Origin of the sequence: Psychrobacter sp. 5A.1 (assembly GCF_030407455.1) — a bacterium.
Lineage (GTDB): Bacteria > Pseudomonadota > Gammaproteobacteria > Pseudomonadales > Moraxellaceae > Psychrobacter.
Map to the genome: position 1 here is coordinate 1 of NZ_JASDDJ010000031.1, position 15,122 is coordinate 15,122.

Annotated in this window: 12 protein-coding genes, 1 tRNA gene, 1 other RNA gene and 1 pseudogene; 12 read left to right on the top strand and 3 right to left on the bottom strand. The window is 41.0% G+C overall.

All coding sequences use genetic code 11. The annotated features are described in order from the left end of the window. The first annotated feature begins 135 nt into the window (after window positions 1-135). From rnpB to QL982_RS08475, 9 genes and pseudogenes are all read left to right on the top strand, one after another. Window positions 136-518, top strand: an RNA gene (gene rnpB / locus QL982_RS08435) — RNase P RNA component class A. Window positions 519-640: 122 nt separating this feature from the next. Then, a tRNA-Met gene (locus tag QL982_RS08440) sits at window positions 641-717 on the top strand. A 388-nt stretch (window positions 718-1,105) separates the two neighbouring features. Next, window positions 1,106-2,902 carry a translation elongation factor 4 gene (gene lepA / locus QL982_RS08445; RefSeq protein ID WP_290162184.1) on the top strand — a complete coding sequence of 599 codons (1,797 nt, stop codon included), beginning with the start codon at window positions 1,106-1,108 and terminating at the stop codon, window positions 2,900-2,902. A gap of 101 nt (window positions 2,903-3,003) precedes the next feature. Continuing rightward, complete coding sequence (gene lepB, locus QL982_RS08450; RefSeq protein ID WP_290190264.1) at window positions 3,004-3,906, top strand: signal peptidase I; 903 nt, start codon at window positions 3,004-3,006, stop codon at window positions 3,904-3,906. A 131-nt stretch (window positions 3,907-4,037) separates the two neighbouring features. Further along, window positions 4,038-4,430, top strand: coding sequence for a DUF4845 domain-containing protein (locus tag QL982_RS08455; RefSeq protein ID WP_290162179.1), 393 nt, complete (start codon window positions 4,038-4,040; stop codon window positions 4,428-4,430). A 102-nt stretch (window positions 4,431-4,532) separates the two neighbouring features. Next, window positions 4,533-5,330: a ribonuclease III gene (rnc, locus tag QL982_RS08460; protein ID WP_290162176.1), complete on the top strand. Its 798-nt coding sequence runs from the start codon at window positions 4,533-4,535 to the stop codon at window positions 5,328-5,330. Between the two features lie 260 nt (window positions 5,331-5,590). Next, window positions 5,591-6,595, top strand: coding sequence for a GTPase Era (gene era, locus QL982_RS08465; protein WP_290162188.1), 1,005 nt, complete (start codon window positions 5,591-5,593; stop codon window positions 6,593-6,595). 63 nt (window positions 6,596-6,658) lie between these two features. Beyond that, entirely contained in the window at window positions 6,659-7,438 is a 780-nt protein-coding gene (locus QL982_RS08470; RefSeq protein WP_290162174.1) for a DNA repair protein RecO C-terminal domain-containing protein, read from the top strand. Between the two features lie 36 nt (window positions 7,439-7,474). Continuing rightward, window positions 7,475-7,771, top strand: a pseudogene (locus QL982_RS08475) (pyridoxine 5'-phosphate synthase); the annotation flags it as partial. A gap of 14 nt (window positions 7,772-7,785) precedes the next feature. Here QL982_RS08475 and QL982_RS08480 read toward each other — a convergent pair. Continuing rightward, window positions 7,786-8,490, bottom strand: a complete 705-nt coding sequence (locus QL982_RS08480) for a GspH/FimT family pseudopilin (protein WP_290162171.1) — start codon at window positions 8,488-8,490, stop codon at window positions 7,786-7,788. A gap of 698 nt (window positions 8,491-9,188) precedes the next feature. On the opposite strand from QL982_RS08480, the gene QL982_RS08485 reads away from it, so the two are divergent. From QL982_RS08485 to mscL, 3 genes are all read left to right on the top strand, one after another. Next, window positions 9,189-10,373: an OmpA family protein gene (locus QL982_RS08485; RefSeq protein ID WP_290162169.1), complete on the top strand. Its 1,185-nt coding sequence runs from the start codon at window positions 9,189-9,191 to the stop codon at window positions 10,371-10,373. Window positions 10,374-10,722: 349 nt separating this feature from the next. Continuing rightward, the gene (gene typA, locus QL982_RS08490) at window positions 10,723-12,573 is read left to right on the top strand and encodes a translational GTPase TypA (RefSeq protein WP_290162166.1); all 1,851 of its coding nucleotides are present in this window, start codon (window positions 10,723-10,725) and stop codon (window positions 12,571-12,573) included. Between the two features lie 279 nt (window positions 12,574-12,852). Further along, entirely contained in the window at window positions 12,853-13,305 is a 453-nt protein-coding gene (mscL, locus tag QL982_RS08495) for a large conductance mechanosensitive channel protein MscL (protein WP_290162164.1), read from the top strand. A gap of 119 nt (window positions 13,306-13,424) precedes the next feature. On the opposite strand, the gene QL982_RS08500 is transcribed toward mscL, so the two are convergent. Continuing rightward, complete coding sequence (locus QL982_RS08500) at window positions 13,425-13,865, bottom strand: hypothetical protein (protein ID WP_290162162.1); 441 nt, start codon at window positions 13,863-13,865, stop codon at window positions 13,425-13,427. Window positions 13,866-14,163: 298 nt separating this feature from the next. Next, window positions 14,164-15,105 carry a bifunctional DNA-formamidopyrimidine glycosylase/DNA-(apurinic or apyrimidinic site) lyase gene (mutM, locus tag QL982_RS08505; protein ID WP_290162160.1) on the bottom strand — a complete coding sequence of 314 codons (942 nt, stop codon included), beginning with the start codon at window positions 15,103-15,105 and terminating at the stop codon, window positions 14,164-14,166. Between the last annotated feature and the right edge of the window lie 17 nt (window positions 15,106-15,122).

Sequence of the window (15,122 nt, forward strand, 5' to 3'; positions counted from 1 at the left end):
TGGATGGAAAACGACTTATCTAAACTGTTTTATGATATTTGTCCAAAACATAACTCTTTTGTAGTGCATTGACTATACTAAAAATAAATCCAAAAGACGTTCGCAGACGGTCATAAGTTTGCTATACTAGCGCGCTTGGTAGACTAGACAATCGCCGCTGCACACTGGTAACAGACATGCAGGGGAGGAAAGTCCGGGCTACATAGGGCAGCGTGCCAGCTAACGGCTGGGCAGGGTAACTTGACGACCAGTGCAGCAGAGAGTAGACCGCCTTTGACTTATATGAGTATCGCAAGATATTCATGTCATCGGTAAGGGTGAAAGGGTGCGGTAAGAGCGCACCGCGTGGCTGGCAACAGTTCACGGCATGGTAAACTCCACGCGTAGCAAGACCAAATAGGCATCGGCATGGCGCGGCCCGCGTTCGATGCGGGTAGGTTGCTTGAGCGTACGAGCGATTGTACGCCTAGAGGAATGATTGTCCACGACAGAACCCGGCTTATCGGTTTACCAAACCTTTTTTATTGTTTGTTGTAGTAATAATTGCAGTTAATGTAAATTAACTTCATGTTTTTTGCAAAAAATGCCCTTTAGGGGTTGACGACAGTCAGCAGCTTGGGTAAAATATGCATCCTAAAATGGCGATGTAGCTCAGCTGGTTAGAGCGCATGACTCATAATCGTGAGGTCAAGAGTTCAAGTCTCTTCATCGCCACCATATATAGATACTTTATTAGTATCAACTAAAAAACCAATCTATCGAGATTGGTTTTTTTTTGCCTTGGATAAATGGTTTTCTGAATGGTTTCCAAGTGTTATCAGTACGTCAAATATTCTTTGCTCACAGTAAGTCGTCCTCACTTCGTTGATAAATCATATCTCTGCTAATAAAATCGACTTACTTTGCAGTGGAAAACTGCTAGAATACTCTTTTACATCTGCACGTAAGTAATAGCCTATTCGGCTCTTGATTTGAGATAGCAGTTTTAGTGTATAAGCTGATTTGAGCTATTTTCAGTAATGCGCAATTATGATATCGCTTGCGTCTGACAGCATTGATTCTTTTAGTTTTATTATTCTATCACCCTTAATTTAGTAGGCGCTTTGTGACTGCATTAGCCAATATTCGTAACTTTTCAATCATTGCCCACATTGATCATGGTAAGTCGACGCTTGCCGATCGTTTTATTCAAATGTGCGGTGCCTTGCAAGATCGCGAGATGCAGGCGCAGGTGCTCGACTCGATGGATATTGAGCGTGAGCGCGGTATCACCATCAAAGCACAATCGGTAACGCTGTTTTATGACCATCCTAATGGCGAGCGTTATCAGCTCAACTTTATTGATACCCCAGGCCATGTGGACTTCTCCTATGAAGTATCGCGTTCATTGGCAGCTTGCGAAGGTGCGCTTTTGGTCGTTGATGCCGCGCAAGGGGTAGAAGCTCAGTCAGTAGCCAACTGCTATACGGCAGTTGATCAAGGCCTAGAAGTAATGGCTGTACTGAATAAAATTGATTTGCCACAAGTTGAGCCTGAACGCGTTATTCAAGAGATTGAAGATATCATTGGTATTGATGCAGTTGATGCACCGCGTGTATCAGCCAAGTCAGGTTTAGGCGTCGATAAGCTGCTCGAAGCTTTGGTTGCATTTATTCCAGCACCGACGGGTGACCGTGAAGCACCGCTACAAGCGCTGATTATTGACTCTTGGTTTGATAACTATCTGGGTGTGGTGTCATTGGTTCGTGTGCGTGAAGGAACCATACGTAAAGGTGACAAGCTTTATATTAAATCAACTAAAGAAGCTCACCTGGTCAGTTCTATCGGTGTATTTACGCCAAAGCCATTGGATACGGGTGTTTTAGAGGCGGGTGAAGTTGGTTTCATTATTGCTGGTATTAAAGACATTGCCGGCGCGCCTGTTGGTGATACGATTACCCACGCCAAAACGCCTGATGTCGATCGTATTCCAGGTTTCAAGCAAGTAACCCCGCAAGTCTATGCAGGCATGTTCCCTGTAGAGTCTACTGACTTCGAAAAATTCCGTGAAGCTTTACAAAAGCTGCAGATCAATGATGCGTCTCTATTTTTTGAGCCAGATACGTCAGATGCACTTGGTTTTGGTTTCCGCTGTGGCTTCTTGGGTATGCTACACATGGAGATTATCCAAGAGCGTCTAGAGCGTGAATATGATCTAGATTTGATTACGACAGCGCCCTCAGTTATCTATGAAATTGAGAAAAAGAATGGCGATGTTATTTATGTAGACAACCCATCACATCTACCTGAGCCAAACAACATCGAAGAGTTTCGTGAGCCCATTGCCCGCTGTCAGATCTTAGTGCCGCAAGAGTACTTGGGTAATGTGATGACTTTGTGTATTGAGCGTCGTGGCGTTCAGGTTGATATGCGCTTTATGGGTCGACAGGTACAGCTGATATTTGACATTCCAATGGGCGAAGTGGTCATGGATTTCTTTGATCGCCTAAAGTCGGTCTCACGCGGTTTTGCCTCGCTCGATTATAACTTTGAGCGTTATCAAGCCGATAAACTGGTGAGAGTCGATGTGCTAATCAACGGTGATAAAGTCGATGCCTTAGCGATGATTGTGCACGAAACGCAATCACGTTATCGTGGTAATGCATTGGTTACTAAGATGAAAGAGTTGATTCCACGTCAGATGTTTGATGTCGCCATTCAAGCCGCTATTGGTAGCCAAATCATCGGGCGTAGTACGGTTAAAGCCATGCGTAAAGATGTACTAGCAAAATGTTATGGTGGCGATGTTTCGCGTAAGAAAAAGCTATTGTCTAAACAGAAAGCTGGTAAAAAACGCATGAAGCAAGTAGGTAATGTGGAAATCCCACAAGAGGCCTTCTTGGCTGTATTACAAGTAGAATAAATCGTGAATATTCATTGTTAGTGTAAAATTGACAATCATGAATACAATTAATTGATGAATAGCAACCGTTAAAGCAGCAGCTCGTTAATAGGCAAACTGGTATGGATTTTGATTTTAATTTAATTTTAGTGCCGTTGACCTTAGTTTTGGGTATTGTTTGGCTATTAGACAAACTGGTGCTCAAACAACGTAAAACTCGTGGGCGTGGTCAAGAAGGCTTACTAGTACGCTGGGCTTATGACTTTTTTCCTGTGCTAGCAGTGGTGTTGATAGTACGCTCATTTTTGATTGAGCCTTTTAATATTCCATCGTCCTCTATGGTGCCGACGCTATATACGGGTGACTTTATTGCCGTCAATAAGTATGCCTACGGAGTGCGCCTGCCACTGACTTATAATAAAGTGCTTGATACTGGTCAGCCTGAGCACGGCGATGTAGCAGTGTTCCGCTATCCGGAAAACCCAAGTATTTATTATATTAAACGCGTTATCGGTTTGCCTGGTGATACAGTAAGTTATAATCAAGGCGTGTTGGCTATCAATGATGTACCTGTTGAGACGAAGCCTGTGGATTTTTCTGCAAAGGCTGAGTTAACGTCACAGCTTTATTTGCCAGGACAAGCGGGTCCTGGACAAGTGCTCACAGAAGAGAGTGCTGTTGCCATGGGTCAGCAAGAAGAAGACGCGGCACAATATTTTGAAGAAAGACAAGGTGAGAACAAGCACTTTGTTCGTTACCTAGACGGGATGAATAGCGCGCAGTACGCACCATTTTTACAGCAACAATCACCAGAAGTGGTTAGTTCAGATGGTACAGAGTGGCGCATTGCTGTACCAGACGGTCAGTATTTTGTGATGGGTGACAACCGTGATCGCAGTGCAGATGGACGATTTTGGGGCTTTGTTCCTGATGAAAACTTAGCAGGTAAGGCCGTTTATATTTGGATGCACAAGCCACCTGGTCTTAATTTACCAACCTTTGAACGTAATGGAATTATCAATTAAGATTATAAGAATTTATATCGGTTGATTTATCGATAATAGTTTTGTGCTAATATCGTTGCTCTCTAACAAATAGCTATTTATTATTTGTAATCTTACCCAAAATAGTCATCTACCTTCAGAAGGATATCATAATGCAGCAGTTAACTGGTTTGGCCTCGCAGCGCGGTGCCAGTGTGACAAATATTGTTCTCATTATTATGCTTCTGGGTATTGCGACTAAATTGACAGTAGCCATCGTACCCGCTCAAATTGGCGACTATCAATTAACCAAAGTTTTAAGTGCGCAGCTAAAAGAAGCCAATAGCAATAATGAGACAGCCAAGCAATTTGTTGACCGTGTTGATAAGCAGTTATCAATTAACGCAGACTACAACACTAAAGCGGAAGACGTCTTTATTTTTACTGATAAAAAAACGGGTCAGTTGGCTATTCATAAAGAATATGCGATAACCAACAATTTTTTTAGTAATATCGATATTGTCAATCGTTTCGAAGGCGACGTTGATATGGCAGCAGCAGAATAAGCCATCATAGTACGACACAGCTCTTTTATTGCTTTATAAAACCTATTAAATAATATTATTAAACTAAATCTGTAAAACAGAAGGGATAACCACAAGCCACGCATGAAACCAACTTCGCACCATTCCCAAGCGGTTCCTACTCCCCAAAAAAATAGCACGTCTGTCGACTCGCTTGTTGTTAGCTCAGAATTTATTCAGCGGTTAGCGGTATTAACGCGTAAGTTAGGCTATGTGTTCAATGATTTAAGTCTTCCCAAGCTGGCGTTGACACATCGCTCGTTTGATAGCAAAAAAAATTACGAACGCCTAGAGTTTTTAGGTGATGCCCTTTTAGGGATGATTGTGGGTGAAGCTTTATATCATCGTTACCCCAGTCAAAATGAGGGTCGCCTAACGCGTATGCGAGCCACGTTGGTACGCCAAGAATCATTGGTCATTATCGCCCAAAACTTAGAGCTGTCTAACCATCTGATATTAGGCATTGGTGAGCGTAAGGGTGGCGGTCGTAATCGTGCTTCTATATTGGCAGATGCCGTGGAATCTTTGATTGGTGCGATTTATTTGGATAGCCAAGATATGGATACTACTCGCGATTGTGTGCTCTCATGGTATGGCGATTTGATTGATAACGTTAATGACCAAAAAGCATTAAAAGATGCTAAGAGTCGGTTGCAAGAGTGGCTACAGTCCAAGCAGTTTGATTTGCCACACTATGAGCTGATGGAAACGCGTGGTAATGCGCCGCATCAAATTTTCGTTGTACGTTGCCATGTCAATATCAATAACTGCCCTGATATTACGGAATCTGGTGAGAGTCGCCGTATTGCCGAGCAAAAAGCAGCAGAACTTATGATTAACCAATTACATAAACTGCCAGGGTCCGCCAAGAAACGCGTGTAACTGATATTCCCCAATATACTTTTATCCATATATTGTTAAACGCGCAGTGCTAACCCAAGCTGGTTTTTGTTTTGGCAAGCATCCATTGAAATCACCTCACATATTACTTTTTTAAAACTTTAAATGTTTCTAGCCAGTTTTTATCAATGACTGAATAAATTTAGCATTAAATACTGTTTGGCCAGTGACAAACCCTATAGGATTAACTTATGAGCAATCATACTGATTTGCCATCAAATAACGAAGATAGCACTCACAATATGAGTGACAATGTAGAAGATGTCACATTAAACAATGATATGGCGATCGAAGAGTTTTTTGCGCCAAGTGATCGTACTCGTATGGCTGATGATTTTAGAACAGGCTATGTGGCTATTGTTGGCCGTCCAAATGTGGGCAAGTCAACTTTGATGAATCACCTACTGGGCCAAAAGCTGTCCATTACCTCACGTAAACCGCAAACGACTCGTCATCGTATTCATGGCATTTTGTCAAATCATGAGATGCAAGCCGTATTTGTCGATACACCAGGTATTCACCGCAACGAAGTACGTGCTATCAATGAACGTATGAATAAAGCAGCGGTATCAGCACTAGTAGATGTGGATTTAGTACTGTTTGTCGTTGATTCAGATCAATGGCGTGACGATGATTTATTGACTCTACAAAAGCTTGGTAATACCAATCTAACGGTAGTACTGGTGATCAATAAATCAGATACGCTAAAAGACAAAGGCAGTGTATTGCCACTTATCGAAACTTTCAGTGACAGTTTTGATTTTGCTGATATCGTCCCAGTATCCGCGCTCAAAAATCAAAATTTAGATCGTCTGCAAGAAGTAATTGCCTCACATCTACCAGTCGCTGCCCCTATTTATGATACAGAGCAAATTACGGATCGCTCTGAGCGGTTTTTGGCCAGTGAAATCATTCGCGAAAAAATCATGCGTAGTTCAGGTGATGAAGTACCATACGATTTAACGGTACAGATTGATGAGTTTAAAGACGAACCTGCGCATACTGACCCAAAAACAGGGCGCCCACGTAAAGCTTGTACCTTTATTGATGCAACTATTTATGTCGAGCGCAGTGGCCAAAAAGCCATCGTTATTGGTGATAAAGGACAACGTATTAAGCAAGTCGGTATGGATGCTCGTAAAGATATGGAGCAGCTTTTTGGTAAAAAAATCATGCTAACATTGTGGGTCAAAGTGAAACGTGGCTGGTCTGATGACGAGCGTGCGCTAACCAGTTTAGGTTATTGATAGCGATTAAAACCTAACGCTTCAATAGTACTGCCTACCTTTTAGATATTTGGGTAATAAGAAATGCGCAACGAAGCATTAGTCGGTTATTTATTGCATCAGCGTCCTTATCAAGAAAAGCGTGCCTTATACTATCTTTTTTCTCAGCAGCATGGTGTGATACATGGTGTTGGAAAAAAAGGCGCACCGTTATTCATGCCATTACAGCTTTTTGCGACTGGTAAGCGCGACTTGAAAACCTTTAGTCAAATTAATATCGCCTCGCAAACAGCTATTCAGACAGACAATGTGCAAGAAGATAGTCCGTCTACGGTGCTAGAAGCTGTACTCCCTTATGGAAATATCAGTGGCCAACATCAATATGCCGCTTTGTATATCAATGAGATATTGTGGCGGTTGTTGCCTACTGATGATCCGATGCCCATATTGTGGCAGCATTACCAAATCAGTCTACAACAGCTCAAGCAACCGTTAACCAGTCATGAGCTGCGTTTATGCCTACGTCAGTTTGAGCAATATCTATTCACCGAGTTGGGTTTCACTTTATCGCTAACACATGACAACGTTGAAAATCCTATTGAAACGAATGGTGTTTACCGCTTTTTACCAGATGTAGGCTTGCTACCCATAGTACAACATAGTACAGAGTCTGAGCATTTGGACAGCACTTCTGGCCAAACTGTTTTTAAGGGTGCGGACATTATCGAAATGGCACATTTGGGTATTACAGAAATGACGCTGAACCATTGGTCGAAGCTACATCGGCATCTGATTGATCATTTGCTTGATTATCAACCATTACAGAGTCGTCTGCTATGGCTGCAACAGCAGCGTTATCAATAATCATGGTGTTTTTCACAGCCATTTTTAGCCCAGTTAGATGCTGTTGAGCTGAATACAGGTGCTTATGCAGAAGCGGGTCTCGCGGATGATAATGACAGGCAAGAGGCTGAGCTAAAAAGAATCAAGCAAGCCGTCACTACGGCGCAACGTATTGATAATAAACTTCTCATCAATGCAGGTCATGGTTTGACACGTGATAATGTCAATCCCATTGCACAAATTGATGGTATTTACGAGTTGAACATAGGCCATGCGCTTATTGCAGATGCTATATTTTTCGGAATAGAGCAGGCCGTTATTATGATGAAAGATGCGATGATGAAAGACGCTTAGCAATATGATGTTTATCAGTTACCACAATCGGTAGGATGCTTTGCGTTTAATTTGTGTTTAATGATACCTGATTGGTTAAAAGAGATTTGATACTTTGATTGGTTGTAAGAAGAGGTAGGGCAATACTTTATATGGCCAAAATGTCCTCGTGGCTTACCACTATCTCCCCAAAACTTGGTGTAATGCCGTTTGCTTCCAACTCTTAACTTCACAGTACTGTATTTGAGATTTAAAGACTGCTGATTGAGTAAAATGTCTACTTGAGGATCGAAGTGCTTGTTATCATTTTTATCCACAAACAGCAGAAGTGTTTTATCACTGTTTCTATGACATTGTTGTGCATTATTAGATAAGCAAACCAAAACATTTTGCCGGCTTATATAGCTTTCCGACTTTGCTAGCGATAGCGTGTTTTCCAATAGATGTTTAACACGCTGAGCTTCCATATTTGCCAACTGTGTTAAGATGCTTGGTACTGCAATAGCTGCAATGACGCCTAATATGGTTGTAGTCACTGTTAGCTCAACGAGAGTGAAACCTTTCGTACCTTGATTGCGTTTTTTATCATCGTTAGGCCGCTGAAGCCGTGTATTGATTGATTCGTATATAAGGATTACCCATCTACCAAGACTAACCCTCCTTTTCATCCCAATGAAAACGGAAAAGATAAAAGTGGTTAACCTGTGATAACTTGACAATATCTTATAAAACAAAATCATAAGGTGCTACATCCTATAGCCGTCAGTTACTGCAATAAAACAACGTGTTTTTACATCCTTGTTTTGTAAGCTTTCTACAAAGAAAACGGTTTAAAAGCTACTTATAATCATTCTCATGTCAATCAACTACGGTGTCAGGCTTGCTTAGTTTACTATTTGTCAGACTTTCACTTATTTTTTTATGTCTGAGCTATCTTGAATCGACTATAGCAAACCTTAGTTACTGAGAATTTTGAACATATATCTAACAGGTAGACTAGCTAATTACTTAACATACAGAAAAATGTTGACTCTTACAATATAAACAGAATATATAGCAACTGTCAAAAATTGTTTCAATTAGTGAATGTTGGGTATTAACAATAGAGAAAAAGTACTAATTGTAATAAAATGCGTCAAGAAATCAGAGGCTAATAAGCTATCCATCTATCATGAGCTGCCATACAAAAGATAAGAAACGTAAGGTATGTTAGTTCTGGGTAACTTAGTCTGCTCATTGTGTTTTAGTTACAACATTATCGTGTAATAATGTGTAGCTGGTTAACGAAAAAAGTTGTAAACTGAATTAATAATCGCTAAGCTACTTCTTAATTGGTTTTGCTTTATCACTTAACATGCATAAAAGATGTCTATCTTAGTATGTCTTAAGAATCGGTTTTGCTTAATGCATCACTAAAATTATCCTTTGGAGGAAGTCCATGAAATTGAATAAAATTGCTCTAGCTCTTTTTGCCGTAACTGCTGCGCCATTAGCAGCTAACGCTGGCGTTACGATTAGCCCATTGTTACTAGGTTATCATTACAGCGAAAGTGCTGATGATGATCAAGCTGAACTATTAGGAAACTACGATGGTAGCGGCGATAGCTATTACAAAGAAGATGGCTTGTACACTGGTGCCGCGCTAGGTATCGAACTTACGCCTTCTACTCAGTTCCAAGTAGAATACGGTGTGTCAGATACTGATGCTATTGATCAGAATGGTTCTGATAATTTTGATGCAGAACAAGAAATGATTTCTGGTAACTTCTTGATCGGTACTGAAGAATTTACTGGTTACACTGATGGCGCATTTAAGCCGTATATGTTGATCGGTGCTGGCCAATCTAAGCTTGAAATTAAAGATGCCACAGGTGATAAAATTAGTGGTACTAAAGACACTATCGGTAACCTAGGTCTAGGTGCTATGTATCGCATCAACGATGCGCTAAGCCTACGTGGTGAAGCTCGTGCGATTCATAACTTTGACAACAACTGGTGGGAAGGCATGGCCTTGGCCGGTCTAGAAGTAGTATTAGGTGGCCATTTAGCACCTACAGTAGCTGTACCACCTATGAAAGAGCCAGTAGTTGACAACACTCCAGTAGTCGTTGTTGAAGCTGATCTTGATTCTGACGGTGATGGCGTACCTGATAGCATCGATGCATGCCCAGGCACTCCAATGAACGTTGTAGTTGATGAGCGCGGTTGCCCAGTACCAGTAGATATTACTGACGAACTAAAAATGGAACTACGTGTATTCTTTGATAACGACAAATCAGCTATCAAAAACCAGTATAAGCCAGAAATCTCTAAAGTAGCAGAGAAAATGCGCGAGTATCCTAACTCTACAGCACGTGTAGAAGGTCATGCTTCTAAGACTGGTCCTTCAGCACGTTATAACCAACGTCTATCTGAAGCTCGTGCCGTTGCTGTTAAATCTATGCTAACTAACGAATTCGGTATTGCTCCAAACCGTCTATCAACTGTTGGTTACGGTTATGACAACCCAATCGCATCAAACGATACTGAAGAAGGTCGTGCTATGAACCGTCGTGTTTATGCCATCATCACTGGTGACAAAACAATGACTGTAGAACAAACTAAAGATATGGTTGTTCAGTAAGCATTAATCAAATAACCGTATAGTTAAATATACAGTTACAAAAAAAGCCACCCAATGGGTGGCTTTTTTTTATTTATGTATTGAGAAAAGTGAGTTATTACATAAATTTATGAATCATTAATGTTATACTAGCCACCCAAACATTCTGTAAATTAACAGCATGTACATTAGCATAGCTATCTGTATGATGAATTCGTCAGCATAGATATTTGATTGTATTGAACTTTTTTATTTGATAGCATTATATTGTGCGTCATCTTAGATTCAATATCTATCTGATTGATGATGAAAGTTTATTCAGCGGCGCTTACTGCTACTGCATTTTTTTAAGACGAAACGAGCATTTTATATGGCGAACGATATCAAACACCTGCGTAACATTGCAATTATTGCCCACGTTGACCACGGTAAAACAACTTTGGTTGATAAGCTATTACATCAATCTGGTACTTTTGGCGATCGTGCAAACATTGCTGAACGTGCAATGGATTCAGGTGATATTGAGCAAGAACGTGGTATTACCATTCTGGCTAAAAACACAGCCATCCGCTGGACGGATCAAACTTCAGAAACTGAATACCGTATCAATATCGTTGATACCCCAGGTCACGCCGATTTTGGTGGTGAAGTTGAGCGTGTAATGTCGATGGTTGACTGCGTACTCTTGGTTGTTGATGCTGTTGATGGTCCAATGCCTCAGACTCGTTTCGTAACGCAAAAAGCATTCGAACAAGGTCTAAAGCCGATTGTTGTTATCAATAAAATTGACCGTCCTGGCTCACGCCCTGATTGGGTAATGGATCAAATATTTGATTTGTTTGATAATCTAGGTGCAAGTGACGAACAGCTTGATTTCCCAGTTGTTTATGCTTCAGCATTGAACGGTATTGCAGGTCTAGAATCTGATGACTTAGCTGATGACATGACGCCACTGTTCAAAACTATTGTTGATGTTGTACAGCCTCCACAAGTTGATGCTGATGCGCCATTCCGTATGCAAATATCAAGCCTTGACTATAACAGCTTCGTTGGTGTTATCGGTATTGGTCGTATTCAGCGTGGTAAAGTTAAACTTAACACGCAAGTGACTGTCATTGATAAGCATGGCAAGACACGTAACGGCCGTATCTTAAAAATCATGGGTTACCATGGTCTTGATCGTATTGATGTTGAAGATGCACAAGCAGGTGATATCGTTTGTATCACAGGTATTGATGCACTTAATATCTCAGATACTATTTGTGATCCTAATGACGTTGAAGCATTACCAGCACTAACGGTAGATGAACCAACCGTATCTATGAACTTCCAAGTAAATAACTCACCATTTGCTGGTCGTGATGGTAAGTTTGTGACGTCACGTAATATTCGTGAGCGTCTTGAGCGTGAGTTGATTCATAACGTTGCACTACGTGTAGAAGACACAGAATCTCCTGATAAATTTAAAGTATCAGGCCGTGGTGAGCTTCATTTATCAGTACTTATCGAAAACATGCGCCGTGAAGGTTTTGAGTTAGGTGTTTCTGGCCCAGAAGTTATCGTTAAAGAAGTTGATGGTAAGCTACAAGAGCCGTATGAAAACGTTGTCTTCGATATCGAAGATGAACATCAAGGTTCTATCATGGAGCAAATTGGTCTACGCAAAGGCGAGATGACCAATATGGAACTTGATGGTAAAGGCCGTATGCGCATTGAAGCGACTATGCCAGCCCGTGGTTTGATTGGTTTCCGCTCTGAATTCTTGACCTTAACATCAGGTTCTGGAATCATGACGTCAAGCTTCTCACATTATGGCCCGCAAAAAATCGGTGATGTTGGTGCTCGCTCTAATGGTGTATTGGTTTCTATGGCAAACGGTACCTGCCTAGGCTTCGCACTATTCAACTTACAAAAACGTGGTAAGTTGTTCGCTGAGCCACAGCTTGAAGTTTACGAAGGTATGATTGTTGGTCTTAACTCTCGTAACGATGATATGACGGTTAACCCAACGACTGCTAAGCAGCTAACCAACGTACGTGCTAGTGGTACTGATGAAGCATTGACGTTGACGCCAGCAGTGAAGTTTACGCTAGAGCAAGCACTTGAATTTATTCAAGATGATGAGCTGGTTGAAGTAACACCGAAAGCTATTCGTATTCGTAAGCGTTATTTGACTGAAAGTGAGCGTAAGCGTCATGGTCGCGGTAAAAAAGGTGCTTAATATCAATAAATGAGTTACTTGGTAATTCATATCATTGATGTTTGACACTAGCGCTCAATGTTAGTCATTTTGACTGGCATTGAAGCAATTAAAAAATTAGCAGTATAAAGTGAGCTATTAGTGGTTCATTTTATGCTGCTTTTTTTTGTATGGTAATCTTGGAAGAATAGAGACAGAATAACTGGTAGTGGTGTGTTTAATTATTACCATTAAAGCCATTTTTGGCGTTAACTATGTAGATATTTATCTGTTCATAGATAATATCTTGAGGAAAAAACAATGAGTATGGTTTCGGAGTTTAAAGAGTTTGCTTTAAAGGGTAATGTCATGGACTTGGCAGTCGGTGTCATCATCGGCGGGGCTTTTGCTACCATCACAAAATCCTTGGTAGATGATATTATCATGCCGGTTGTGGCTTTTATTTTTGGCGGCGAGATCAACTTTAAGAATATGTTCTTAGTCTTAGGGGATGCCCCTGAAGGTGTTGCCATGACTTATGATACACTCAAGGAAGCGGGTGTTCCTGTATTGGCATACGGCAGTTTCATCACTGTACTCATTAACTTTCTAATCTTAGCTTTCATTATTTTTATGATGGTTAGAGGGGTAAATAAAATGCGTCGTGCTGATGAGGTAGAGGAAGTTGTAGAAGAAGCAGTAGAGCCATCAGAAGAAGTACAATTACTGCGTGAAATCAGTGCCAAATTAAGCAATACTAATATGACAAAATAAAACTATACAGTTTGTATGGTAATAAAAAAGGCTAACGATGACGTTAGCCTTTTTTAGTGTCGGTGTAATGACAGTCATCTGCGATATATATAGTTTATATGTGTCATAAAAACAACTGCTTATGGAGAAACTACCACATAATCATTGGTGTTAATCAAAATTTCTGATGGTTGGTCGACGACGATACGTACTACATTATCATTAGTCACTTGTGATTTATAATAATTATCTTCAGCAACAGTACAACCTAAGCAACGGCCCATCGCATCCCATGGCTCTACAAACAGCTTTTGCTGTGCTTGATCTGCATTACCACCGACGAGTGAGAAGGGCAGGCTGACGATATAAGCTGCAGTACCAGCGACAGCATTAACGAGCTGCAGTGGTTTTCCGACAACTGTGTCAATTACCATTGTTTCGTATGAAGGCCCAAAGTCAGTTTCATCGATTTCTATAGCCGCAAAGGTAGGCTGCATGCTAGCCGCCATTAGACCTAAAGTTGCAAATACAGTAAAAAATTTCTGCTGAACTGTGCGTTTGGTTTTGGTTTTAACAGTCATAACGATATCCTAAAACTCATAATTAGTATGATTAATGGCTGCTGCTGTCTCCACACAGGAATATTGCGGCAACGATAAGTAGGCTAAATATTACAGAAAAATAAAGGGTGCGCACTATTTATGTAAACGCTAGCACTATTAAAGCAAGATGTGCGTTAATAAGCAACAAAAATGAGCGTAATGTATGCATTACGACGAAAAAAATACGATATTTAACCTAAGTATTTCAAAATAGCCTCAAGTATCGCTGATACTTTAAGACTACTAAGTGTATAAATGCACTAATTGATGACACACCTTAATTTATTGGTTGACAGCGAGGGCAGTAAACACTGGCTCTACCGTTGAGTTTGATGTTCTCAAGTGTCGTATTACAGTGTGGGCAGCTTTCTCCTTGCCTACCGTATACGTTTAGAGTTTGTTGAAAATAACCAGTCTGACCACTTGCTACTGTGAAATCTCGCAGCGTTGAGCCGCCTAACTTAATGGCTTTTTGCAATATATCTTTTATATGATCAACTAGAACGACAATCTGATCATAGGTGAGTTGATGGGCTGGAGTGGCAGGATGAATAGCCGATAGATACAGGCTCTCAGTCGCATATATGTTACCAACCCCAACGACGATCTCTTGCTCCATGATGACAGATTTAATAGCTCGCGCGATGGGTTTTTGCCGCTTATTCGTTTTGGTGTTGTCAGGTAACGTACGATCACTATTTGTACCAGCTAAGTCTAAACGTTGGATCAAACCGTATAGATAGTCTGCGGTAAAATCCTCCGAGAGTGGTTCAGGGCCTAAGTGGTCTAATAACTTATTACCATAATCCTCATGCCATAATACCGACCCGAAACGTCTTGGATCATAGTAATGTAGCTGAGATTTCGTGTCATCAGTATGATTAAAGACCATGACTAAATGATCATGTTTACGCTTATCAGTACCAAAACTGTGCTGCTGTAAGCTACCTGACATTCCCAAATGAATCAACAGCTGACGCGGCGCTACCGTGTTGGTCACAGCGGTCATCGTTTGATTGGAGATGAGAGGTAAAAAGTTCAGTATCAAATACTTTGCTCGACGCTCGACGCTATCCAATGTGTAGTCAACCAGACGATCTAAGTCTTCTGGCATCATCCAGCGTAACTTTGGTTGAAAGATTTTTACATCGATTACCTGTTGCCCCAATAATGGAGCAAGGCTGGTTTTGGTGGTTTCTACTTCAGGCAATTCAGGCATAGTATTTTTGTGGCAAC